Source organism: Myxococcus sp. NMCA1 (genome assembly GCF_026810205.1).
Lineage (GTDB): Bacteria > Myxococcota > Myxococcia > Myxococcales > Myxococcaceae > Myxococcus > Myxococcus xanthus_A.
Window position 1 is genome coordinate 7,726,443 of sequence record NZ_CP113950.1, and the last position, 21,214, is coordinate 7,747,656.

Below are 21,214 nucleotides of genomic sequence, written 5' to 3' on the forward strand. Positions count from 1 at the left end.
GATGAGCTACGCCAAGCGCCGCAAGATACTGGGTATCATCGAAACAGATAATACCTTCGAGCGCGCCGACCACCGGGGCCGCGAGGCGTGGCTCGGCAAGTGCTTGCACTGCAACGCGCACTTATGGGTCGGCCTGGATGGCGAGCCGATCAGCCGCGCCACCATCGAGCACATCCTCCCGAAGACGGCCGGGGGCACCGAGGCGCTGACCAACCTGGGCCTGGCCTGCGCCCGGTGCAATCAGGGCAAGGGCACCCGGCATGACGCCCGTTATCACCGGGACGCACGCGCCCGGGAGCTGGTGGAACGGCTTCTGGGCCGGCGCCTCGCGCGCTGGCGGAAGCCGGAGACCGACGAAGAGCCGTGAAACACCCGGAGTGATCCACCCCGGCGGGTGCTTTGCTCAATCGTCCCTACCTCCCGCCAGAAGAGAGATTCATCACCGCGCGACCGCGACTTTCCGCCCTCGCGCGAGGAAGTGGTATCCCCGTGCCGCCACATCTGAATGGTTGACACTGCCGTGTCGATGCCCGATGGTCCCGCGCCGCATTAGGGCAGGGAGAGTAGGAGGGCCCCGCCCACGGCATTACTAATAGAGGTTTCGTTGGACGTGTCCGCTTCGCCTTCAGTGCGCCAGGAGCCACCGCCCACCCGCCCCGTTGGGGCCGGGAACGCCCCTCCGCTCCCCGTGCCCGGTAACGCCCACGCCTCGCCTTTCGTTCCCTTCACGAGTGCTGTTGTCGAAGCCCCCTTGCCCATGGTCCAGGTATGAGCGGCCCTCTCTTCCCACGTTGGACGAACACGGTGTCGCGGCTGTCCGCCGCGGCGCTCCTTGCCGTGCCCGCCATCGGCATCGGCGGTCTCATGGCCTACGTGCGCTCGCCGTACGTCACTGGCCAGCAGCGGCCCGTTGAACAGCCGATCGAGTTCGATCACCGCCACCACGCGGGTGATGAGCAGATTGACTGTCGGTACTGCCACTGGTCGGTCGAGGATTCGCCCTCCGCGGGCATCCCCTCCACCACGGTGTGCATGTCCTGCCACGCACAGGTCTGGAACAAGAGCCCGTACCTCACCGAGGTCCGCAAGGCGTTCTTCTCCGACCAGCCCATCCCCTGGGTCCGCGTGCACAACCTGCCGGACTTCGTCTACTTCAACCACTCCATCCACGTGGCCAAGGGCGTTGGCTGCGCCACCTGCCACGGCCGCGTCGACCAGATGGCCGCCGTGGAGCAGGCCGCGCCGCTCACCATGGCCTGGTGCCTGGATTGCCACCGCAATCCGGAGCCCCACCTGCGTCCGGCGGAGTTCATCACGTCCATGACGTGGACCCCGCCTGAAGACAAGGCCAAGGCCGCTGAGCTTGGCCGCCAGTTGGCAGAAGCGTACGACGTCCACTCGCGCGAGAGCTGCTCCACATGCCACCGATGAACACGAAGCGCGACGGCGCCCCGTCGCAGGATACCCCCTCCTCCTTCGCGCTCCCGGTCGTCACGGACCGGCCTGCCGCCAAGTCCGACGTTGTCGGCGAGGCGCTTGAGCACGCAGCCGCCAACGCCGCCCCCTCCGAGCCCGGCTATGGCCAGACGTACTGGCGCAGCCTGGAGGAGAAGCTCGGCACGCCCGACTACCTGGAGGAGACGCGTCCGGAGTTCCCCGTCGGCGCGGACCTGGCTCCCACCGGCTTCGCCCGCCGCGAGTTCATGCACCTGCTGGGTGCCTCGCTGGCGCTGGCCGGCGCCACCGCGTGCAGCACGCGCCCGGTGGATGAGCGCCTCCTGCCGTACACCAAGACGCCTCCCGAGCTCGTCCCGGGCAACCCGCTCCACTACGCGTCCGGTATGACGCTGGCCGGTCACACCTCCGGTCTGCTCATCACCGCCCGCGAGGGTCGCCCCGTGAAGATCGAGGGCAACCCGGACCACCCGGTCAACCAGGGCGCCGCCGGCCCCTGGGAGCAGGCGTTCCTGCTGTCCCTGTATGACCCGAGCCGCGCCCGCGTGCTCCGTCAGGGCAAGAGCCCCCGCGCCCTCCGCGCCCTGCGCGAGGAACTGGTCAACCGCGCCAACAAGGCCTCCGCCGGTGACGGTGGCAGCCGCGTGCGCTTCCTGTCCGAGCCCGGCAACTCGCCGCTGACCGGCGACCTGCGCAACCGCATCCTGAAGAAGCTGCCGAACGCGCGCTTCCACAGCTACACCGCGCAGACGCACGACACGCAGGACGAGGCGGCCCGCGCGCTCTTCGGCGGCCAGGCTGTTTCGGCCATCTACGACTTCGCCCAGGCGGACATCGTCCTGTCGCTGGACGCGGACTTCCTGGAGAGCCGCCCGGAGAACCTGGGCTACGCGCGCCAGTTCGCCAACCGCCGCGACCCGAACAACGGTCCGCTCAACCGGCTCTACGTGGCCGAGGCCCGCTTCTCCATCACCGGCGGCATGGCCGACCACCGCCTGCGCGTGAAGTCGCAGGACGTGCTCGCGGTCGCCGCCGCCGTGGCCCAGGCCGTGGGTGGCCCCGCCGCTTCGCTGGCTGGCGCCGCCGCCAACAAGGCGTCGCTGAAGTCGGACCACAACGCCTGGGTTCAGGCGGTCGTCGCGGACCTGCGCGCCGCGCGTCCGGGCCGCACCCTGGTGGTCGCGGGTGAGCGTCAGCCGGCGGCGGTCCACGCGCTGGCCCACGCCATCAACGCCGCGCTGGGCAACACCGGCACCACGGTGAAGTACGTGCAGTCGTCCATCGCGGAGCAGGAGGGCCTGAGCCAGGTCCGCGCGCTGGTGGAGGACATCACGGCGGGCCGCGTGGACACGCTGGTCATCACCAGCTGGAACCCGGTGTTCTCGGTTCCGGCGGACACGGGTCTTAAGGAGCTGCTGGACCCGGCGACCAACTCCAACCGTGGCAACCTCACCGTTCTCTACACGGGCCTCTACGAGGACGAGACCAGCCAGTACGCCGACTGGTTCGTCCCCGCGACGCACCCGCTGGAGACGTGGAGCGACGGCCGTTCGTTCGACGGCACCGTGGCCATTGCCCAGCCGCTCATCCAGCCGCTCTACAACGGCGTGCCGGAGTCCGAGCTGCTGGCGATGTTCCTCGACGAGCCCTACCGCCCCGCGTACCAGATGCTGCGCGACTACTGGCAGGGTCGGGCCGAGGGCCAGGGTGACTTCGAGGCCCGCTGGGAGAGCTGGGTGTCGGACGGTGCCATCCCCGGCACGCAGGCCGCTCCGGCGCAGGGCGCCCCGGACTTCGGCGCCGCCTCCGCGTTGGTGACGGGCTACACGGCCCCCGCCACGAGCGAGCTCGAGATCAACTTCGTCTACGACTACAAGATCTTCGACGGCCGCTTCGGCAACAACTCCTGGCTGCAGGAGCTCCCGGACCCCATCACCAAGATGACCTGGGACAACGCCGCGCTGCTGAGCCCGGAGACCGCCAAGAGGCTGAGCCTCGAGCCCGGTGACCTGGCGGAGCTGACCTACGGCGGCCGCAAGCTGACGGTGCCGGTCTGGATTACGCCGGGCCACGCCGACGACACCGTGACGATGTCGCTGGGCTACGGCCGTGACGGCCTGCACGAACAGGTGGCCAAGGCGGTGGGCTTCAACGCCAACGCGGTGCGCACCGTGAAGGCCCCCTGGTTCGACGGCGGCGCCACGCTCACCAAGGTGCGCGGCAGCTACAAGTTCAGCCTGACCCAGACGCACTGGCGGATGGAGAACCGCCCGCTGGCGCTGGACATGCCGCTGTCCGAGCTGAAGAACCCGTCCATCGCGACGCAGCACACGCTCCACCGCGTCAAGAGCGAGCTGAAGTTCGGCGTCCAGGACAACCTGCCGGCCTTCGACTACAACAAGGGCCCCAGCAACCCCCAGGGCTACAAGTGGGGCATGGCCATTGACCTGTCCCGCTGCACCGGTTGCAGCGCGTGCGTGATTGCCTGCCAGGCGGAGAACAACATCCCCGTCGTGGGCAAGCAGCAGGTCTCCGTCAGCCGTGAGATGCAGTGGCTGCGCATCGACCGCTACTTCGAGGGCAGCGAGAGCGACCCCCGGATGGTCATGCAGCCGGTGATGTGCGTGCACTGCGAGAAGGCCCCCTGCGAGTACGTCTGCCCGGTGAACGCCACCGTGCACTCGGACGAGGGCCTCAACGACATGGTGTACAACCGCTGCGTCGGCACCCGGTACTGCTCGAACAACTGCCCGTACAAGGTGCGCCGGTTCAACTACCTGCACTACACGGCGGACAAGACGGCCACCGAGAAGATGCTGATGAACCCGGACGTCACCGTCCGCAACCGCGGCGTGATGGAGAAGTGCACGTACTGCGTCCAGCGCATCGAGCGAGTGCGCATCGACGCCCGCGTCGAGAAGCGCGTCATCAATGAGAAGGAGCTGCAGACGGCCTGCCAGCAGACCTGCCCCACGCAGGCCATCACCTTCGGCTCCCTCAACGACCCGCAGCAGCGCGTCACGCAGCTCCATGAGGACGAGCGCGCGTACAAGCTGCTCCACGAGCTGGGCACCCGCCCGCGCACCGCGCACCTCATCCGCGTCCGCAATCCCAACCCCGCCCTCGAGCCCGCCGCGCCCGCCGCTGCGAACCAAGGGAGCCACTAAGCCATGGCTGAAACTGCTTCCACCACGTATCACGACCCGCTCGAGCCACGACCCCTCGTCGCGCCGCACCATGACGACGCGACCCTGAACGAGACGCTGCTGGACCATGTCTGGCGCAAGCCGGGCAAGGGCTGGTTCATGCTCTTCGGCCTGTCGCTCAGCGCCCTGGGCCTGCTCGTCATCGGTGTCACCTACACGCTGGCCCGCGGTATCGGCGTGTGGGGTAACAACCAGCCTGTCGGCTGGGCGTTCGACATCATCAACTTCGTCTGGTGGGTCGGTATCGGCCACGCCGGTACGCTCATCTCCGCCATCCTCCTGCTCTTCCAGCAGAAGTGGCGCACGAGCATCAACCGGTTCGCGGAAGCCATGACGCTGTTCGCCGTCATGTGCGCCGGTCTGTTCCCGCTGCTGCACACCGGCCGTCCCTGGTTCGCCTTCTGGCTGTTCCCCTACCCCAGCACCCTGGGCGCGTGGCCGCAGTTCCGCTCGCCGCTGGTGTGGGACGTGTTCGCCATCTCGACCTACCTCACGGTGTCCGCGCTCTTCTGGTTCGTGGGCCTCATCCCGGACCTGGCGGCGCTGCGTGATTCGTCCAAGACGAAGCTCCAGCGGACCATCTACGGCCTGTTCGCGCTCGGTTGGCGCGGCTCCGGTCGGCACTGGCACAACTACAAGATTGCGTACCTGCTGCTGGCCGGCCTCTCCACGCCGCTCGTCGTGTCCGTGCACACCATCGTTTCGTTCGACTTCGCCGTCTCCCTGCTGCCCGGCTGGCACGCCACCATCTTCCCGCCCTACTTCGTGGCCGGCGCCGTGTTCAGCGGCTTCGCGATGGTGATCACGCTCATCATCCCGGCGCGCAAGTACCTGGGTCTGCGGGACGTCATCACGGACCGCCACCTGGAGAACATGAACAAGGTCATCCTGGCGACGGGCCTGCTCGTCTCCTACGGGTACCTGATGGAGCACTTCGTCGCCTGGTACTCGCAGAACCAGTACGAGCTCTGGACCTTCTACGTGAACCGCGCCACGGGCCCCTACGCCGGCGTGTACTGGCTGATGATCGCCTGCAACGTCATCACCCCGAACATCTTCTGGTTCAAGAAGTGCCGCACCAACATCGCCATCATGTGGGTGGCGTCCATCGCGGTGAACATCGGCATGTGGTGCGAGCGGTTCATCATCATCGTCACCTCGCTGAGCCAGGACTTCCTGCCGTCCTCCTGGGGCATCTACACCCCGACGTGGGTGGACTGGTCCATCTACATCGGCACGCTGGGCCTGTTCGGCACCCTGTTCCTCCTGTTCCTCAAGTTCGTGCCCGCGGTCGCCATCAGCGAGGTGAAGGAGCTCCAGCTCGAGCTCAAGCACGCCGCTCACCAGCACGGCTCTGATGATGCGCTTGCCGGCGCCGGCACCCTCACCCACGGAGCTCACTAAGAGCCATGGAAGCCACCGTTCTCGATTCCTGGGTCCTGGCGGAGTTCTCGACGCCGGACGCCCTCGTGACCGCCACCCGCCAGATGCGGGAGAAGGGCTTCGAGGGAATGGACACCTACTCTCCGTACCCGCTGCACGGCGGGTCGGAGGCCCTGGGGCTGCCGCCCTCGCGCGTGCCCTTCATCGCCCTGTGCGGCGGTCTGACGGGCGTGGCCACAGCGCTGGCCATGCAGACGTGGATGAACACCATCGACTACCCGCTCAACATCGGTGGTCGCCCGCTGCTGTCGCTGCCGGCGTGGGTGCCCATCACGTTCGAGCTGGGGGTGCTGTTCGCCGCCTTCGGCATCTTCTTCGGTCTGCTGGGGCTCAGCCGCCTGCCCCAGCCGTACCACCCCGTCTTCGAGTCCGAGGAGTTCCGCACCGCCTCCACGCACGGCTACTGGCTGAGCGTGCCCCAGGCGACGGGCACGGACGCGGCGCCGGTCATGGATCAGCTCAAGGCCCTGGGCGCGACCCAGGTGACCCTCGTCACGGGAGAGAAGGAATGAGGTGGCTCATCCCCGCCGCCGGACTCGCCACGCTCACGGGCTGCAACGTCAGCTCGGAGTTCCTCCAGCGCATGGAGCACCAGGCGAAGTACGAGTACTACGAGGCGTCCGACTTCTGGGCGGACGGTCGCGCCATGCGCACGCCTCCCGTGGGCACGGTTCCGCGTGAGCGCTTCGACAAGCTCCCCGAGCTCAAGGACCCCACCCAGCGCCAGGTGGCCCTCACCGGCCGCAGCGCCGGCCAGCCGGTGGCCCACGTGCCCATCACGGTGGACCAGAACCTGCTGACCCTGGGTCAGAAGAAGTACAACATCGTCTGCTCGCAGTGTCACGGCGTGCTCGGCGATGGAAACAGCATCGTCGCGGAGAACATGGCCCTGCGCCTGCCTCCCTCGCTGCTGGACCTGGAGAGCAAGTCGGACGGCCACTTCTACGTGGCCATCAACGAGGGCTACGGCGTGATGCCGTCCTTCTCCGGTGAGCTCGACCTGCGCGAGCGCTGGGCCGTGGTCGCCTACGTCCGCGCACTCCAGACGGCCCGCAATACCCGCACGGACGGCCAGCAGCCCGTTCCGCAGGAGAACCGATGAGTCCCCCCGTCACCAACTCGCACACCAGCTTCGGGCCGTACACCGGCACGCCGAAGCTCATGGTGCCCGCGTTCGCCGTGGGCATTCTCTGCCTCCTGGCCACGCTGGGTGGCTTCTTCGCCACTGACGCCAAGGGTGAGACGGCGCACGCCTATTTGATTGGCTTCACCTACTGGGTGGGCATCAGCGTCGCCTTCCTCATCATGCAGGCCATCTTCCACACGGCGAAGGCCAAGTGGCTCATCGTGCTGCGCCGGACGATGGAGACGGCCTCCGCGGTGATTCCGGTGTTCTTCGTGCTGGCCCTGCCGCTGCTGGCCATGGCCGCCTACCTCTACCCCTGGTGGGAAGGCTCCGCGCTGACCAAGGGCTACTCCAGCCTGGAGCTGGAGCACCTGAGCCACAAGCAGCATGGCTACCTGAACAACCACCTCTCCTTCCCCCCCGGCGTAGGCATTCGCCACATCATCTACTTCGGCGTGTGGAGCTTCGCGGCCTGGCGGCTGCGGTCGTGGAGCCTGAAGCAGGACACCGAGGGTGGACTCGACTTCACGGTGAAGCAGCGCAAGTTCTCTCCGGGTGTGCTGCCTTTCCTTGCCCTCACCATCACGTTCGCTTCTTTCGACTGGCTGATGAGCCTCACGCCGCTCTGGCAGTCGACCATCTTCGGCGTCTATTACTTCGCCGGAAGCTTCCTGGCGGCCTTCTGCATCCTGACCATCGTCACGGTGAACGCCCAGGGCAAGGACCTCTACGGCAGCGTCGTGAAGCCGGACCACTTCCACAACCTCGGCAAGCTGATGCTCGCCTTCACCGCGTTCTGGGCCTACATCGCCTTCTCCCAGTTCATGCTGGTGTGGATCGCGAACATCCCGGAAGAGGCGCCCTGGTACGGCCTGCGCATGTTCGGCCCGTGGCGGCCGATGTCCATCGCCCTGTTCTTCCTCCACTTCCTGCTGCCCTTCGGCATCCTGCTGTCGCGCAAGCTGAAGCTGCAGCCTCGGAAGCTGGCCGTGGTGGCCATGTACCTGCTCATCATCCACGCGGTGGACCTGTACTGGCTGGTGTGGCCGGCGCTGACCGGTGACGCGGGCCCGACGTTCCACTGGTCGCTGCTCACGGCCTTCTTCGGCGTGGGCGGTATCGCGGTGGGCTTCGCCCTCTTCCTGGCGCGTGGCCACTACACGCTCACGGTGAAGGACCCCTACATCGCCGAGTCCTTGAGGTACGTGCAGCCATGAAGAAGACCCAGGTTGAGCTCGAGTCGCGCGTCATCGTCGGCGCGCACGGCGTGGCGGCGGAAGAAGACCACCTGGTCATGGGCAAGGTGGTGGGTATCGGCGTGGGTTCGCTCCTCATCTTCGGGGTGGGTATCGTCTGGGCCTGGTGGATTCAGGTCCAGACCATGGCCGACATCCAACCGGAGGGTCCGCCGCCGCGTCCCGCGGCGATGGGCCAGTACGAGGTGGGCATCGTCAACCAGCGCCTGTTCGAGCAGGACTGGCACGCCGAGGACAAGATCAGCGGCCAGGACCGGGCACTGCGCGCCGGCTGGGGTGACCAGCCGGGGGTGAAGCAGCACCCCGGCATCGACGCCGCGATGAAGACGGTCATCGAGCAGAAGCGCAACCCGCCCCCCACGCCCGCCCCGGAGACCGCTCCCGGGCAGACGCCTCCGGCACCGCAGCAGTAGCCTTCACCGCTCCCCTGTCGTAAGAGCCGTCCTGCAATGATGTCCACCCGCTCCTACATCCTTCCGCGCGCCTGCCGCGCGGGCTTCCTCGCCGCGGCGGCGCTGGTGCTGGCCGTCGCGGTGCCGGCCTTGGCCATGCCAGGTGCCGGGAAGACGCCCCGGGCCATCCTGGAGGCACAGCAGGACCTGCCGCCCCCCATTCAAGGTGTGGACGTGCAGGAGCATCTGGGGGAGCTGGTGCCCATGGACACCCGCTTCCTCGACGCCTCCGGGCGCGATGTGCGCCTGGGCGACGTGGTGCCGAAGGCGCGACCCACCCTGCTGACGCTCGTCTATTACAACTGTCCCATGCTCTGTAACCTGGTGCTCAACGCCCAGGTACAGTCCATGAAGGAGCTCGGGCTCGAGCTGGGCAAGGACTACGAAGCCGTCACCGTCAGCATCGACCCTGACGACACGCCTGCCCAGAGCCTGGAGCGGCGGCGGCGGCACCTGCAGTCCATGGGCAAGCCGGAGACGGCCCCCTGGCACTTCCTGACCGGCACGGACGCGGAAATCCGCCGGCTCGCGGACGCCCTTGGCTTCAAGTACACCTACGACGAGAGCACGAAGCAGTACGCCCACGCGGCCGTAGTGCACGTGCTCACGCCGGAAGGCAGCATCTCCCGGTATCTCTACGGGACGACGTTTCCCCCCTCGGACATGAAGCTGGCGTTGCTGGAGGCGGCCAATGGCCGCGTGGGTACCAGCTTCGATCAGATCATCCTGTCCTGCTTCAAGTATGACACCGCCAGTCGGCGGTATGGCTTCTACATCTTCGGGTTCATCCGCCTGGGCGGCATAGCCGTGTTCTCCGTCCTGGCGACGATGCTGATCTACTTCTGGAGGCGCGAGCTGAAGAAAGGCGCGGCGGCATGAGCGAGCTTCTCAACAATATCCTGTTCCTCCCGGAGGCCGCGTCCACGTTCGCGGAGCGCATCGACACGCTGCATCACTTCGTCGTGGGTACGACGATGGTGATGTCAACGGCGGTCGGTATGGCGGCCCTGTTCTTCTTCTTCCGTTACCGCCGCCGCCTCCCGGCGCAGGCGACGGAGTACATCGTCCCCACCCTGAAGACGGAGTTCCTCTTCGTCTCCGTTCCCCTCGTGTTCTTCCTGACCTGGTTCGGTATCGGGTTCCGGGACTTCACGTGGGTCACCACGCCGCCCAAGGACTCGATGGATGTCTACGTCATGGGCAAGCAGTGGATGTGGAAGTTCTCCTACCCGGAGGGCCCCAACGGGGGTGAACGTGCTGCACGTGCCGGCGAACCGTCCGGTGCGTCTGCTCATCACCTCGCGTGACGTGCTGCACTCCTTCTACGTGCCGGCCTTCCGCATCAAGATGGATGCGCTCCCGGGCCGCTACACGCAGATCTGGTTCGAGGCGACCAAGCCGGGCACGTACCAGGTGCTGTGCACCGAGTACTGCGGCCTGTCGCACTCGAAGATGCTGGCCGAGGTCGTCGTGCTCCCGCAGGAGGAGTACGAAAACTGGATCCAGGAGCAGCGCCGCGGCCGTCTGCAGGACCGTCAGGACGCGCTGGCGGACAACTCCCTGGTGCCGCCGGTGGCGCGCATGGTGGAGCAGGGCCAGGTGCTCGCGGGCACGCAGGGCTGCCTCAAGTGCCACTCGGTGGACGGCTCGCAGCACATCGGCCCGACCTTCCTGGGCATGTACGACCGCGTGGAGCAGCTCGAGGACGGGCAGACCATCCGCGTGGACGAGGCCTATATCACCCAGTCGATGATGGACCCGGGCGCCCACCTGGTGGCGGGCTACCAGAACGTGATGCCGACCTACCAGGGCAAGCTGCAGGGCCCGGAGACGGCCGCCATCGTCGAGTACATCAAGTCGCTTCGCACTCCGAACGTCCGTGAGGGCGCCTCCGAGGGACCCGCCTATGACGCCATCCAGTAGCATCGCAGCCCCGGGCGCCACCCCCGCGCCCGAGGAGCATCACGACCACCACCCGAGCTACCTGGTCGACGGCACCACCATCAAATCGTGGCTGCTGACGGTCGACCACAAGCGCATCGGGCTCATGTTCCTGTTCTGGGTCCTGCTGTTCTTCCTCGTGGGCGGCATCTTCGCGCTGCTCATCCGGGTAGAGCTGCTGACGCCGGGCCCGACCATCATGGACGCGATGACGTACAACCGTACGTTCACGCTCCATGGCCTGGTCATGATCTTCCTGTTCATGATTCCGGCCATCCCCGCCGTCTTCGGCAACTTCATGTTGCCGCTGATGCTGGGTGCCAAGGACGTGGCCTTCCCCCGGCTGAACCTGCTGTCACTCTACATCTACCTGGCCGGCGCGGTGTTGGCGCTGTGGGGCATGCTCAACGGCGGCCTGGACACGGGCTGGACGTTCTACACCCCGTACAGCGCGCACACGACGACCACGGTGGCGCCGGTGCTGTTCGGCGCGTTCATCATCGGGTTCAGCTCCATCGTCACGGGCATCAACTTCATCGTGACGACCCACACCATGCGCGCGCCGGGCATCACCTGGTTCAAGATGCCGCTGTTCGTGTGGGCCATCTACGCCACCAGCTGCATCCAGGTGCTGGCCACGCCGGTCATCGGCCTGCTGCTGGTCCTGGTGACGGTGGAGAACCTGTTCGGGTTCGGCATGTTCGACCCGGCGCGCGGCGGCGACCCGGTGCTCTTCCAGCACCTGTTCTGGTTCTACAGCCACCCGGCCGTGTACATCATGGTGCTGCCGTCCTTCGGCGTGATGAGCGAGATCGTCGCGACCTACAGCCGCAAGAACATCTTCGGCTACCGCGCGGTGGCGTACTCCAGCCTGGGCATCGCCTTCGTGGGCTTCTTCGCCTGGGGCCACCACATGTTCGTGTCCGGCCAGTCCACCTTCGCGGGCGGCCTGTTCGGCGTGCTGACCATGCTGGTGGGCGTGTTCACCGCCATCAAGGTCTTCAACTGGGTGGGCACCGTCTACAAGGGCGCGGTCGAGTTCAAGACGCCCTTCGCCTACTTCTGCGGCTTCCTGTTCTTCACCGTGTTCGGTGGCATGACGGGCATCGCGCTGGGCACGGTGTCGCTGGACGTCGCCTGGCACGACACCTACTTCGTGGTGGCGCACTTCCACTTCATCATGGTGGGCGCGACCATCATGGCCTTCCTGGCCGCCCTCCACTACTGGTTCCCGAAGATGTTCGGGCGCACGTACCACGAGGGTTGGGGTCTGGTGTCCGCGGCGCTCATCATCCTGGGCTTCAACGCCACGTTCATTCCCCAGTTCCTGCTGGGCAACAACGGCATGCCGCGCCGCTACTATGAGTACCCGGAGCGCTTCCAGGCGCTGAACGTGGCCTCCACGGCCGGCGCGACGCTGCTGGCGTTCGGGTTCATCATCATCGCCATGTACCTGACGTACGCCCTTATCTACGGCAAGGCGTCCGGCAAGAACCCATGGCGCAGCAAGGGCTACGAGTGGCTGTCCGAGTCTCCGCCGCCGACCCACAACTTCGTGGGGCCGCAGCCGGTGTTCCCGGAGGAGCCCCACTTCTACGTGGACCCCAAGAAGGCCGAGGTGCCCGATGCAGTCTAGTTCTCACGCCGCCGGGGGCGCCGCCGTGCCCGTCCCCCGGCTCGCCGGCCACTTCGCCTCGCTCGAGGTGCAGAACCACGCCGCGCGCCTGGGCATGTGGCTGTTCCTGGCGACGGAAATCCTGCTCTTCGCCGGCCTCTTCATCTGCTACGGCGTCTACCGCTTCCTCTTCCCGGAGGCGTGGGCCGCCGCCAGCCGCAGCCTGGACCTGACGCTGGGCACCATCAACACGGTGGTGCTCATCACCTCCTCGCTCACCGCGGCGCTCGCGGTGCACTACGCGAAGGAGGGGAAGAACAAGATGGTCGCGGTGCAGATTGCCCTCACCCTGGTGATGGCCGTCGGCTTCCTCGTCATCAAGTACTTCGAGTACCACCACAAGTTCGAGATTGGCACGCTGCCGGGCCGCTTCTACTCGTACGAGGGCATCCAGCTTCCGGGCGTGCCCCTGTACTTCACGGTCTACTTCTGCGCGACGGCCCTGCACGGTATCCACGTCGTCATCGGCATGATCGTGCTGGCCTTCTCCATGGTCCGCGCGCTGAAGAAGGCTGACTTCGGGCCGAACAACTACACGATGGTCGAGCTGGGCAGCATGTACTGGCACCTCGTCGACCTGGTGTGGATCTTCCTCTTCCCGATGCTGTACCTCGTTTGAAGGGTTCCTCCACCATGGGCATTGCCAACGAATCCCGGCAAGAAGAACAGAACATGCGCGAGGAGCACCACGGAGCGGGCCGTTACTGGCTCATCTGGGGCCTGCTGCTGGTGCTGACGTTTGTCACGGTTGCCACCGGCGGCATCCACATCCCGACGTGGGGCCTGGTGCTGGCGCTTGTCATCGCCTCCACCAAGGGCGCGCTGGTGCTGCTCTACTTCATGCACCTGATTGACCACCGCGGCGCCAACCGACTGGTGTTCGCCGTCTCCATCATCTTCGTGGTGCTGATGCTCGCCATTCCGCTGGTGGACCTGGGCACCCGCTTCCGCGGCGCCACGCCTCCGGGTTCGACGTACAGCGACCTGCAGGCGATCGACATCGGCGCGGACGCCGAGGAAGGCCGCTACGGCGGCGGCATCCGCAAGGAAGGGAAGATGGGCGAGGAGTCCGGCGCGCCCAAGCAGTAAGGCGGTCGGGGCGGCCACCGCCCCACTCCACCAGCACGCGGCGCCGAGGGACATCCCCGGCGCCGCTTTGCTATTGCGGGCTACAGCATCACTTCGAAGTTCAGCGCCAGCGCGGTGTCCGTAGACACCTTGCCCGGAGGCGGCGCGCTGTCGTGCTTCACCAGGAAGCTGGTGCCCAGCGACAGCTGCTTGGTGAGCCCCACGGACAGCTGCGTCTGGCTGTTGAAGAGCATGCGCGAGTCGCCGATGACGCTCACTAGCACCTCCACGTCCTCCTTGAAGGTGACGTTCTGCGCCAGGCCGTAGCGGAACACCGCGCCGAAGCGGGGACCGCCCAGGTCCACGTCCGGCAGGTTCAACCGCGTGGGGTAGTACTGGAAGCGCGTCTCGTTGGCGTAACGGAAGGCGGCGTCCGTGCGGAGGTAGGACTCGCGGCCCTTCTCCTTCTTCTCGTCCCACCACAGCACGCCCAGACCGCCTTCGCCGAAGGTGCGTGACTCCACGCTCTTCACATGGTCCGTCTCCGCGCCCGCCAGCAGGTAGCCGCTGATGACCTCGGTGAAGCGCCGGTCACCGCGCAGCTCCAGGCCCGCGTTGAACGCCACCACCTGGGACACGGCCTCCTCGCCCGTGACTTCGGGCGGACGGCTGCGGCCATAGGAGCCGTAGGACTTGATGGCGTAGATCCAGTTGTCCGTCGTGCGCTGGGCGCTGGCCAGGCCGCTCACCGTCAGGGTGGAGGCGTTACCCGTCAGCGAGATGAGGCCCAGGCCGACGGTGACGTCCCACTCGCCCTGCTTCTTGTCGGTGGCGGGGGCAGCCTCGGGCGCGGAGGCCGGGGGCGGAGCCGTGACGGCGGCGGCGCGCTCGGCGGCCTCGGCGGCGCGGACGCTGGCCTCGGCGGCGCGCTCAGCGGCGATGGCGGCGCGCTCGGCGGCGGCGGCGGCGCGCTCCTCCACGCTGAGGGGCGCGGCGGCCGCGGTCTCGGCGGCGGGAGCCGGCGGCGTGGAGGGAGCGGGCGCAGGCGTCTGGGCCTGCAGGGACGTGGCAATCAAGAAGGCAGCGGAAAGCATCGGGTCTCCAGGTCAACGACGCCGGCAAAAAAGCCTGAGTCCGGGTGCGGAAGTCCTGTGTTCCCCCCCGATGCCGACGCAGCCCCCTTCCTGCTTCAAAGGCCCGCCACGCTTCAATGCCTTAATGGTCGAATTCGGACACGCCCCGCGCCGCCGCACCGGGTGGGTCCGTTCCAACCGCTTCGCAGGCGGCTCTTGAAAGAAAAGGCGCGAAGAATTCCAGTCTCCGGGACGCCCTCGAGGAAGCCCATGCCCCTGCGCCCCGCTCCGCTCCTGCTGCTCTGCGCCCTGCTCGCCCCCGCCGCGGCCTCCGCCCAGCAAGTCACCGTCCCGGTGGAGGTGGGCATCGACCTGGAACTCCAGCTCTCCAAGAGCTTCCTGTTGGGCGTGGGCTGGGAGTCCGCGTTCTACGTCCCGCAGGAACTGGGAGGACTGGGCCTGCCCGAGCGCCTGCGCGACGGCATCTTCCACGTGGGACAGGCCTACCTTCAGCTCCACTTCCGCGTCCCCTACGCCGTGCGCTTGTAAGGCGGAAGGCAGGCAGGCCTCAAGAACCCTCCAGCGCTGCTGCGAAGCGTCGCGCGCGCGACTACCCTGCCCCGCCATGCATCTGGTCGTCGCCAACGAAGCACAGAAAGCCGACAGGGACCGCCACACCTATACGGCCTGGGGCTCGCCCCTCACCGTCGAGCAGTTTCTCGAGCGGGAGCAGCGGCTGCGCGCCCATGCGTGGAGCCAGGACACCATGCGCACCTGGCTGCTGTGCGACGACGCCGGCCGCGTGCTCACCTCGTGCGAGACGTTCCGCACCCCCAGCTACCTGCGCGGCCCCGACTGTCAGACGACACGCGGCGACAGCTTCGTCATCGCCAGCGTCTACACCGAGGCGGCCCTGCGCGGACACGGCCACGCCACGCGGCTGATGGACCAGGTGGCCGCGGAACTGGAGCGCACGGAGCCGGACGCCCAGGCCGCCGTGCTCTACTCCGACGTGGGCGCCCGCATCTACCGGCGCTCCGGCTACCAGGAGGTCCCCGCATGGGACTGGCACCTGCCGGTGGGCAATGGGCCCGTGATTCGCAAGGTGGACGCGCTGTTGGAAGACGCGGACGTGCCCTCGGCGCTCGAGCGGATGCGGCGGCCAGAGGTGCCCTTCTACCTGTGGCCGGACGCCACGCAGGTGGACTGGCACCTGGAGCGCGAGCGCATCTACGCGGAGCTGCTGCGCCGCCCCCGCCCCCGGGCCTGCGGCGCGGTGGTGGGCGCGTCCACGGCGCTGTGGGCGATGATGGCCCGCCAAGGAGAGCTGGTGGTGCTGATGCTGGACGCGCGCTCCGAGGACGACGCCGCCGCGCTGCTGGAGGCCGCGGGGGCCCAGGCCCACAAGGCCGGGCTGTCCAAGGTGGTGCTGTGGGAGGAGCCGGGCAACATGCCGTGGGTGGCCCGGCTTCCCGAAGCCAGCCGCGAGGCGCGGGATGGCTCGTTGCCCATGGTGCGCCCCCTGCGCGCGGGCCTGCCCGCCGCCGCGGACATCCCCTTCGCTCGCGCGCTGTGGGCGTGAGCGTCCGGCTAGGATGCGCGCATGGCCCGCAGAACCCGCATCATCGAGGGCACGTGGAACTGCACCTCGTGTGACACGACGTCGATTCGCGCCCGGCACAAGCGCTGCCCCCAGTGCAACAACCCGCGCGAGCTGACGGGCAAGGAGTCGGAGTTCGACTTCGGCGGCGTGGACCCGGCCAGCGGGAAGTCGCTGCGCGAGGGTGTCACCGACGCGGCGGTGTTGGAGCTGGCCAAGGCGGGAGAGGACTGGTTCTGCGCCTTCTGCGGCGCGGCCACGCGGGGGGACACGACGCGCTGCAAGCACTGCGGCGCCGAGCGCACCGACGACGCGAAGGCCGCCCCACGCCAGGCGTTCGACGAGCCCCCACCACTGCCGCCGCCACGTCCCGCGAAGCCGAAGCGCAAGGCACCGGTGCTCCTGGCATTGGGCTCGCTGTTCCTCTGCTGTCTCGGGTCCGGCGTCTTCGGCCTGTGGGCCAACAAGACGCATGAGTTTCCCGGCGAGGTGACGGGCACGGCCTGGAAGCGCACCGTGGTGCAGGAGCGCTTCACCCGGGTGACGAAGCAGGGCTGGCGCAACGAGTTGCGCGCCGTCACGCCCCGCCTGCCCGTTGACGGCACCGGCGAGGTGGCGGGCGTGGCCAACATCCGCGACTGCGTGTCCATCCAGCGGGGCACCCGCCGCGTCCCCGACGGCACGGAGCGGGTGTGCCGGACGAAGTCGCGCAAGGTGGCCTGCGGCTCGGAGGAGAAGTGCCGCCGCAAGGACATGGGCAATGGCTTCATGGAAGAGGTGTGCGAGGACGTGACGAAGTACTGCCGCGAGTCCTACGAGGACTGCCAGAACGAGACGCGCTACCGCCGGGAGCCCGTGTATGCCGACCAGTGCACCTACGACACCCATGAGTGGAAGCCGCTGACGCGCCGGGAGGCGTCCGGCACCGACGATGCGCCGCGCTGGCCCGAACTGGCCGTGGGCGCCGCGGACCGGCTGCGCCGCGAGGAGACATACACGGTGCGGCTGCGCTACGAGGACGACGGCGCCCACGAGCACGTGCTGGAGCCGGAGGACGAACGGACGTTTCTCGTCTGGAAGAAGGGCCAGGGCGCGCGCCTCACCGTGACGAACCTGGGCACGGTGGAGAAGGTCGTGCCCCTGTGAGTGCCCCCCACCCCAAGCCCGTGGAGTGCACGCGCTGCGGCGCCTGCTGCGTGGCGCCCGACATCGCCGCGCTGGACAAGCCGCTGGGCCTGCGCTGCCCGCACCTGCAGGAGGACAACCTCTGCGGCGTGTACGAGGAGCGGCCCGCCATCTGCCGTGACTACCAGGCGGACGAAATCTGCACCCTCATCGAGGCGCCCACGCTGGAGGAACGCGTGGAGAAGTACCTGGGCCTCTTCGGGCTCCAGTCAGAGGCCCGGGCGCTACGCGAGCAGGGCTGTGCTTCCATGCGCATGGCCCGCCGCCTGGCCGCCCTGCCCCGCCCTGGAGGCGCCAAGGACTAGGCGCCTGGCGGCAAGAGCGCTTGTCGTCCCCGCGCACGGGCGTTATCCCCCGGCCGTGCGATTCCAGCCCACCCAGCCCTTCGTGCCCGCGCCCGGCCTGGCGAACGAGCATGCGCAGACCATCTACGCCTCGCTCGTGCGCCCCACCCGGGCCCCCACGCTGCGACGCGAGCGCCTGGAGCTGCCGGACGGCGACTTCGTCGACCTGGACACCTTCGACGGCGCGGCGGGCGCGCCACACGTCGTGGCACTGCACGGCCTGGAGGGTTCGTCCCGCGCGGGCTACGTCACCGCCATCCTGCGAGGTGCGCAGACGCGGGGCTGGGGCGCCACCGCGCTCAACTTCCGCTCATGCAGTGGCGAGCCCAACCGGCTGGCGCGCTCGTACCACTCGGGCGACATCGATGACGCGCTCCGGGTGCTGAACGAGACGCGCGCCCGCGTCACCGGCCCGCTGTTCGCGGTGGGCTTCTCCCTGGGCGCCAACGTGCTGTGCCGGACGCTGGAGACACTGGGCGACGACGCGCCCGTGGAGGCCGCCGCGTCCGTCAGCGCGCCGTATGACTTGAGCGCCTGCTGCCGCAAGCTCGACGCGGGTGGCCCCTTCCACCGGCTGTACCGCGAGCGCTTCCTGCGGACGCTGAAGCAGAAGGCGCGCGACAAGCTGCGCCACTTCCCGGAGTCCTTCGACGGCCGGGCCATGGAGGCGGCGCGCACCATCCGCGCCTTCGACGACGCCGTCACGTCCGCGCTGCACGGCTTCCGCGACGCCGCCCACTACTACGCGGAGTCCTCCGCCGGCCCACGGCTGCACGCCATCCGCCGGCCCACGCTGCTGCTGAGCGCCGCGGACGACCCGATGCTGGAGACGCCCGTCATCCCGCCCGCCGCCGCCGACAATCCCCACCTGAGCATCGTGGTGACGGAGCGCGGTGGACACGTCGGCTTCGTCGGCGGCCACGTGCACCGGCCCCACTTCTGGGCCGAGGCGCAAGTGCTGGCCTTCTTCGACGCGGTGCTGGCCCATCCGCGCACGGCCTGAGGCAGCGGCCTCGACTCAGCCGAAGGACAACAGGATGCCGAGCTTCGCGGTGGGCTCGATGTTGCTCAGGCTCCAGCCGTGGAAGTTCGCGGGCTCCAGCGCGTCGCGGAACTGCTCGTCCACGCCGACGATGCCAGGGCTGTAGAGCCGCATGATGCTGAAGCCGCCGCGCACGAAGAAGGTCAGCCGCTTCGGGGCCTGCCATTCGAAGCCCAGCAGGGCGCTCGCGTAGGAGTAGCCCACACGCTCCAGAGAATGGATGGGCATCTGCGTGCGGTCCACGATGCGCCGCTCCAGGCCTTCACCATTCGCGGGACGCGCATGACCGGCCTCCAGCGTCAGCGCGGGCGTCAGGCGGCCCTTCCAGGGCAGCAACGTGAGCCCCACGCGCGCTCCGGGACGGACACCATTGTGCGTGCCGCCCACGTGGAGCCGGAGCATTCGCGTGGGCCGGAAGGAGAGTGACAGGCCCGCGCCCTCGGGTGCGCTGGCGTCCAGCATCAAGCCGAAAGGAGCCATCCGCTCCGGGTCCTGGGTCCGCCGCTGGGGCCCCGAAGCTGACGCTGTCTGTGTCGTCAGCAGCACCCCTACCGCCGCCAGCGCGGATACCACCCCCATGCCCGGCCTCCCTTGACGCATGCCCCGTCCCGCCCGTCCTCCCACCCCGCCGCTACGACTGGCCTCTCGGGTGATGCTACTGCTCACTCGCCACCCTGCATTCGCGTCCCGGGAGTACCCTGACTGCCCGCCTGGTCAGCGCCGGGCGGGAGCCTTGCTCCACCGCCGCACCTGAACCGCGAGCGAGGGAAAAGACGCGACGGGTTCCGGGAAGCCCCCACCTCACCGGAACCCGCGCCCCTTTTCGCCATGCCGTCGAGCCCACGCGGCGCTCCGCCCCCACGAAGCACCGCGGCCCCATCCGTCACGCCCCCCGTCCTGCTCCCCCAGAATCCGTCATGCCCCGCCCTGCTGGCGCGAACCCGCCGCGCTCCGCCCCCACGAAGCGCGGCAGGGTCCGCCCATCCGCCGACCTGTTCCCTGTCCCACCGCGAGCCAGGCCCTGCCGCCACGTCCGCCGCCGCCCTCGTCCCCAACGAAGCGCCGCCATGCCGCGCCGTCCTTCTCCCCCATCCCACCGAGGCCCGCCTCCCCACTCCAGGCGCCGCCCCAGTTCCGTCCCCGCTCCTGCAACCCGCACCGGCTTCCCACACCCGCCAACCATCCCCATCCGCCGGCCCGCGTCGCACCGTGCCCAACGCCATAGCATTCGCCGTGCCGTGCCAGCCGGAGCACGGAATACGAATCATTTCAGCCACTTACGAAGGCATGGAACCCAGGGGCGGACGCGAAGCTGGACGGCGGCCGGAAAAAACTACGTTCGCGGGCCGAACGGCCTGTCCCGGCGTACCGGTCTACTGTCGAAGCGACGACGAAGCCCTTCAGGCGCGCCCGACAGGTGGGCGCCACAGCCGGAGCGAGTCCTGGGCAAGCAGCTCGTGCATGGCCTGCTGAAGCGAGACGAGCATCTGATGGAGTGACTCGGCGGTGTCACCGTGGGCTTCGAGCACCCGCTCGTGCCGCCCATCGAAGATGCGCAGCCTGCCAGGGACGAGCGCGATGACGGGGAGCGTCGGGTGACGTTTGCGGAGCAAGCCCAGGAAGAGCGGGTGGTCCTCATCCGGGCGGCGCACGTCCACCACCACCAGCGCGGGAGGACGGGAGGTCAGCGAGGAGAAGGCGTCGTCCGCATCCCCGGTGACGGAGATGGCCAGGTCCGGCGCCTCGAGGATACGGCGCAACAGCTCGCGCGAAGGAGCATGAGGACTGACGATGAGGACTCGGCGCATCTTGCAGCTGAATCTAGCCCTTCCAGACGGCGATGGCGGCCCCCATGAAGGCGAGCCCGGAGCCCAGCACCCGGGGGAACGTCGCGGGGCGGCCTTCCACCATCGCATCCCACACGAGGCTGGTGAGGAGCTGCGCCGCCATCAGCAGCAGGACGGACTGCACCGCGCCCAGGCGGCTCAAGGCCCAGGGCATGCCCAGGACGATGATGACGCCACACAGGCCCGGCAACAGGTGCCAGGGCGTGAAGCCACTCAAGCGACCCTGGCCCGCCGCGGCCTCCGGCCAGAGCCCCGGCACCGTGCGCACGACGAGGTACACCACGAAGGTGGCCATTGTCGCCACCACCATGTTCAGGAGCACGGCGCTCATCAGGCCCCACTGGCCCGCGAAGCGACGGTTGAGACCGGCCTGAGCCACGACCGCCAGGCCACACAGCATGGGAACGAGCGAGATGAAACGCATGCGGCGCGCTGGGTACCGTGAACAGCGCCTACCTGCAAGCCTACCCTCCACGTCTTCGATGAGACTGGCGAAACCCT

General features: G+C 68.3%; 21 protein-coding genes and 1 pseudogene. 18 read left to right on the forward strand and 4 right to left on the reverse strand.

The window, feature by feature from the left end:
* The first annotated feature begins 1 nt into the window (after position 1).
* From OZ403_RS31935 to OZ403_RS31995, 13 genes and pseudogenes are all read left to right on the forward strand, one after another.
* The gene (locus tag OZ403_RS31935; protein WP_268782523.1) at positions 2 to 367 is read left to right on the forward strand and encodes an HNH endonuclease; all 366 of its coding nucleotides are present in this window, start codon (positions 2 to 4) and stop codon (positions 365 to 367) included.
* A gap of 401 nt (positions 368 to 768) precedes the next feature.
* Entirely contained in the window at positions 769 to 1,431 is a 663-nt protein-coding gene (locus OZ403_RS31940) for a cytochrome c3 family protein (RefSeq protein WP_140795057.1), read from the forward strand.
* Complete coding sequence (locus OZ403_RS31945; protein ID WP_140858554.1) at positions 1,428 to 4,622, forward strand: TAT-variant-translocated molybdopterin oxidoreductase; 3,195 nt, start codon at positions 1,428 to 1,430, stop codon at positions 4,620 to 4,622. Before OZ403_RS31940 ends, OZ403_RS31945 begins: the two co-directional genes overlap by 4 nt.
* Before the next feature lie 3 nt (positions 4,623 to 4,625).
* Complete coding sequence (nrfD, locus tag OZ403_RS31950) at positions 4,626 to 6,065, forward strand: NrfD/PsrC family molybdoenzyme membrane anchor subunit (protein ID WP_011556029.1); 1,440 nt, start codon at positions 4,626 to 4,628, stop codon at positions 6,063 to 6,065.
* Between the two features lie 5 nt (positions 6,066 to 6,070).
* Entirely contained in the window at positions 6,071 to 6,616 is a 546-nt protein-coding gene (locus OZ403_RS31955) for a DUF3341 domain-containing protein (protein ID WP_011556030.1), read from the forward strand.
* Positions 6,613 to 7,206: a c-type cytochrome gene (locus OZ403_RS31960; protein ID WP_140795058.1), complete on the forward strand. Its 594-nt coding sequence runs from the start codon at positions 6,613 to 6,615 to the stop codon at positions 7,204 to 7,206. Before OZ403_RS31955 ends, OZ403_RS31960 begins: the two co-directional genes overlap by 4 nt.
* Complete coding sequence (locus OZ403_RS31965) at positions 7,203 to 8,447, forward strand: hypothetical protein (RefSeq protein ID WP_140795059.1); 1,245 nt, start codon at positions 7,203 to 7,205, stop codon at positions 8,445 to 8,447. Before OZ403_RS31960 ends, OZ403_RS31965 begins: the two co-directional genes overlap by 4 nt.
* Positions 8,444 to 8,899: a hypothetical protein gene (locus tag OZ403_RS31970; RefSeq protein WP_140795060.1), complete on the forward strand. Its 456-nt coding sequence runs from the start codon at positions 8,444 to 8,446 to the stop codon at positions 8,897 to 8,899. Before OZ403_RS31965 ends, OZ403_RS31970 begins: the two co-directional genes overlap by 4 nt.
* A 36-nt stretch (positions 8,900 to 8,935) precedes the next feature.
* The gene (locus OZ403_RS31975) at positions 8,936 to 9,817 is read left to right on the forward strand and encodes an SCO family protein (protein ID WP_268782524.1); all 882 of its coding nucleotides are present in this window, start codon (positions 8,936 to 8,938) and stop codon (positions 9,815 to 9,817) included.
* Positions 9,814 to 10,861, forward strand: a pseudogene (gene coxB / locus OZ403_RS31980) (cytochrome c oxidase subunit II). Before OZ403_RS31975 ends, coxB begins: the two are co-directional and overlap by 4 nt.
* Positions 10,845 to 12,515: a cytochrome c oxidase subunit I gene (gene ctaD / locus OZ403_RS31985; protein ID WP_140795063.1), complete on the forward strand. Its 1,671-nt coding sequence runs from the start codon at positions 10,845 to 10,847 to the stop codon at positions 12,513 to 12,515. The pseudogene coxB and the gene ctaD overlap by 17 nt, the downstream one beginning before the upstream one ends.
* Complete coding sequence (locus OZ403_RS31990) at positions 12,505 to 13,173, forward strand: cytochrome c oxidase subunit 3 family protein (protein WP_140795064.1); 669 nt, start codon at positions 12,505 to 12,507, stop codon at positions 13,171 to 13,173. The genes ctaD and OZ403_RS31990 overlap by 11 nt, the downstream gene beginning before the upstream one ends.
* A gap of 14 nt (positions 13,174 to 13,187) precedes the next feature.
* Positions 13,188 to 13,643, forward strand: a complete 456-nt coding sequence (locus OZ403_RS31995) for a cytochrome C oxidase subunit IV family protein (RefSeq protein ID WP_140795065.1) — start codon at positions 13,188 to 13,190, stop codon at positions 13,641 to 13,643.
* A gap of 80 nt (positions 13,644 to 13,723) precedes the next feature.
* Here the strand turns inward: OZ403_RS31995 and OZ403_RS32000 are convergent, their stop codons facing one another.
* Positions 13,724 to 14,716 (reverse strand): DUF481 domain-containing protein, encoded by a 993-nt coding sequence (locus OZ403_RS32000; RefSeq protein WP_140795066.1) that lies wholly within the window; start codon positions 14,714 to 14,716, stop codon positions 13,724 to 13,726.
* A 249-nt stretch (positions 14,717 to 14,965) separates the two neighbouring features.
* Between OZ403_RS32000 and OZ403_RS32005 the strand changes: the two genes are divergently transcribed.
* From OZ403_RS32005 to OZ403_RS32025, 5 genes are all read left to right on the forward strand, one after another.
* On the forward strand, positions 14,966 to 15,244 hold the full coding sequence (locus OZ403_RS32005; RefSeq protein ID WP_140856936.1) for a hypothetical protein: 279 nt from the start codon (positions 14,966 to 14,968) through the stop codon (positions 15,242 to 15,244).
* A gap of 76 nt (positions 15,245 to 15,320) precedes the next feature.
* Positions 15,321 to 16,277: an N-acetyltransferase gene (locus OZ403_RS32010; protein WP_268782525.1), complete on the forward strand. Its 957-nt coding sequence runs from the start codon at positions 15,321 to 15,323 to the stop codon at positions 16,275 to 16,277.
* 21 nt (positions 16,278 to 16,298) lie between these two features.
* Positions 16,299 to 17,441, forward strand: coding sequence for a hypothetical protein (locus OZ403_RS32015; protein ID WP_140877147.1), 1,143 nt, complete (start codon positions 16,299 to 16,301; stop codon positions 17,439 to 17,441).
* Positions 17,438 to 17,785, forward strand: coding sequence for a YkgJ family cysteine cluster protein (locus OZ403_RS32020; protein WP_140795069.1), 348 nt, complete (start codon positions 17,438 to 17,440; stop codon positions 17,783 to 17,785). Before OZ403_RS32015 ends, OZ403_RS32020 begins: the two co-directional genes overlap by 4 nt.
* Before the next feature lie 55 nt (positions 17,786 to 17,840).
* Positions 17,841 to 18,827: a hydrolase gene (locus tag OZ403_RS32025; protein ID WP_268782526.1), complete on the forward strand. Its 987-nt coding sequence runs from the start codon at positions 17,841 to 17,843 to the stop codon at positions 18,825 to 18,827.
* Between the two features lie 15 nt (positions 18,828 to 18,842).
* Here OZ403_RS32025 and OZ403_RS32030 read toward each other — a convergent pair whose 3' ends face one another.
* The 3 genes from OZ403_RS32030 to OZ403_RS32040 form a co-directional block, all read right to left on the reverse strand.
* Positions 18,843 to 19,445, reverse strand: a complete 603-nt coding sequence (locus OZ403_RS32030) for a hypothetical protein (protein WP_140795071.1) — start codon at positions 19,443 to 19,445, stop codon at positions 18,843 to 18,845.
* Between the two features lie 821 nt (positions 19,446 to 20,266).
* Complete coding sequence (locus tag OZ403_RS32035) at positions 20,267 to 20,674, reverse strand: response regulator (protein WP_140795072.1); 408 nt, start codon at positions 20,672 to 20,674, stop codon at positions 20,267 to 20,269.
* A gap of 13 nt (positions 20,675 to 20,687) precedes the next feature.
* Complete coding sequence (locus OZ403_RS32040) at positions 20,688 to 21,137, reverse strand: DMT family transporter (protein WP_140795073.1); 450 nt, start codon at positions 21,135 to 21,137, stop codon at positions 20,688 to 20,690.
* Between the last annotated feature and the right edge of the window lie 77 nt (positions 21,138 to 21,214).